The sequence below is a fragment of the Daejeonella sp. genome, assembly GCF_044342615.1.
GTDB lineage: Bacteria > Bacteroidota > Bacteroidia > Sphingobacteriales > Sphingobacteriaceae > Daejeonella.
On the sequence record NZ_JBIIPN010000220.1, the window covers coordinates 1 to 2,577 of the forward strand.

Consider the following 2,577-nt stretch of genomic DNA (forward strand, 5'->3'; position numbering starts at 1 on the left):
AACGGAAATTTGGTCCATTTTGCTGCCTATAAAAGCCATATTGGATTTTACCCGGGCCCTTCTGCAATTAAAGCGTTTGTTGATGAATTGGCTCCTTATAATTTATCAAAAGGCACGATTAGATTTACGCTAGAAGATGAAATTCCCTTGAATCTGATTTTTAGGATTGTTAAATATAGAGTCGAGCAAAATAAATTAAAAGCCAAATAAATGTTTGCGCTTTGATTTTCAAAAAAGCAATATCATTGTAAGATATCATAATTCATTATTATCTTCACATCTCATAAGCAAAACAAAATGAATTTAAAGTTTAAAGTTTCACCTACAATTTTTTTGCGCTTTGCGGCATTCCTGATTCTATCTACCAATGGAGTAGCCTATGCACAAAGCCCTATTCAGCTTGGTTTAATTGACCTTTCTGCCTTTAAATCGCCTTCAAAATCTTGGCAAATTGCCGGATCTGTTCAGGCAGATTTGAGTAAAACCAATTTTTTGAGCCTCGGTAATGGAAGCGGTATTCTTGTAAACTTCCCTGATAAAAAGAATAAGGGAGAGGATCTTTTTACTCTATCCGAATATGGTGATATCGATTTGGAGTTTGAATATTTGATGGCTTCAGGCGCAAATTCAGGTCTTTACCTTCAAGGACGTTACGAAATCCAATTGGAAGATACATGGGGCTCTCCAAGTCCGAAATCCAATACCAATGGTGGAATTTATCCGCGTTGGGACGATAGCAAACCAGAAGGACAGCAGGGTTATGCAGGTTATGCACCTAGACAAAATGCAAGCAAAGCTCCAGGTTTATGGCAAAAATTTAAAATTTCTTTTCAAGCGCCGCGCTTTGATGCATCTGGTAAAAAAATTGCCAATGCAGTTATGCTTAGAGTTGAACTAAACGGGGTAATTATCCACGACAATGTGGAGTTGAGTGGTCCAACACGTGGCTCAATTAGTAATACAGAAGCTGCAAAAGCACCGCTTCGTTTTCAAGGCGATCATGGTGCTGTTGCATTCAAAAACATAAAAATTACTTCTTTTGATCGACCAAGACCGGCAGAAAAACCAAACGTAAATGCCAATACAGTTGATCCAATTTTAATCGATGCCTCAGAAAATAGCATTCTTAGAAGTTTCATGGATTTGCCTGGATCACCACGTGTAGTTCATGCAGTTTCTGTGGGAAGTGCAGCAAAAGTTCATTATACCTATGATATGGATAATGCCATGTTAGTTCAAGTTTGGAGAGGAGATTTCTTAAATGCTACCCCAATGTGGCATGATCGTGGTGATGGTTCTTCCAGACCATTAGGCATGGTGCAACGATTTGGAAAACCTAAACAAAGTATTGCTCAATTGGCAAGTACTGATGCAGCATGGATAAGCGATACAAGCGGCACATCTTATAAACCAAAAGGTTATGTAATTGATGAGCAAGGTTTACCAATATTTAAATATCATACTTACGGGACTAAGGTTAGCGATCAGGTAACAGTTTTGGATTTAGGACGTGGTATTTCTCGTAAAATTAGCATTAGCAATCCTGTAAATAATTTGTATTTCCGTTTAGCAGATGCTGAAAATATTGTTCAAACAGCAGATGGTTCATATTTAATTGATAATCAATCGTATTATCTCAAAGTGGAAGATGGCGGAAAGGCATTTATCCGTGAAATTAACGGTCGTAAAGAGCTACTTATTCCAATTCTTAATACTTTAAATTATTCAATTTTATTCTAATTAGGACATGAAAAACATCAATAAAATATATAAAACAGTCCTTTTAGGGGTATTCGCACTTGCTAGTATTTCTGCTTTTGCACAAGAAACTCCTAAGGAAGAAGATTTCTCCAAAATAATGAAAGTAGCCACTCCGGAAGGTATTATTCTGGAAGTGGGGGGCTTGGTTAATATGCCTAATGGCGATTTGGCTATTTCTACCCGTCGTGGTGATGTTTTTATTGTAGAAAATCCAACAAGTAGCAGACCCTATTTCAGAAAGTTTGCTTCAGGTTTACACGAAATATTAGGCCTAGCTTATAAAGATGGCGCCCTTTACTGTGCACAACGTGGTGAGCTTACCAAATTAATAGATAATAATCAGGATGGTAAGGCTGATGTGTACGAAACTATTTATTCATGGCCACTTTCGGGCCATTATCATGAATATAGCTTCGGACCAAAAATTGCGCCTGATGGATCATTTTTCGTAACAGCCAATGTAGCATTTGGTAGTGAAGAATGGTGGAGAGGTGAGAGCCGTGTGCCATGGAGAGGCTGGACTATGCGCATCAGCGAAGATGGTAAAATGGAGCCTTGGGCAACGGGAATGCGTTCTCCTGCTGGATTAGGCTTTTTAAATGATGAGTTATTCTATACCGATAATCAAGGCGATTGGATGGGTTCCGGTGCACTTTGGAAGGTTGATAAGGGCGATTTCTTGGGACATCCGGCAGGCTTAGCATGGACGGGAATGCCAAATTCGCCATTAAAATTAACTGAAGCTCAGTTTAATTCTAAAATTGATCCTCGTAAGGTGAAAAATGAAAAGGGTCGTTATATCAAACCCGAAAATGT

Annotated in this window: 2 protein-coding genes and 1 pseudogene; all 3 read left to right on the forward strand. The window is 38.5% G+C overall.

Going from position 1 to position 2,577, the window contains the following annotated elements; translation table 11 throughout:
* Nucleotides 1-210: iron chaperone (locus tag ACIQ0D_RS12600; RefSeq protein ID WP_395806147.1), on the forward strand; the 210-nt coding region annotated here is incomplete at its 5' end.
* A gap of 87 nt (nt 211-297) precedes the next feature.
* Nucleotides 298-1,740, forward strand: a complete 1,443-nt coding sequence (locus tag ACIQ0D_RS12605) for a DUF1080 domain-containing protein (RefSeq protein WP_395806149.1) — start codon at nt 298-300, stop codon at nt 1,738-1,740.
* A gap of 7 nt (nt 1,741-1,747) precedes the next feature.
* A pseudogene (locus ACIQ0D_RS12610) lies at nt 1,748-2,577 on the forward strand (hypothetical protein); the annotation flags it as partial.

Coding starts and splice junctions, on each gene's coding strand:
- ACIQ0D_RS12605 (WP_395806149.1), top strand. CDS start 298: ATGAATTTAAAGTTTAAAGTTTCACCTACAATTTTTTTGCGCTTTGCG.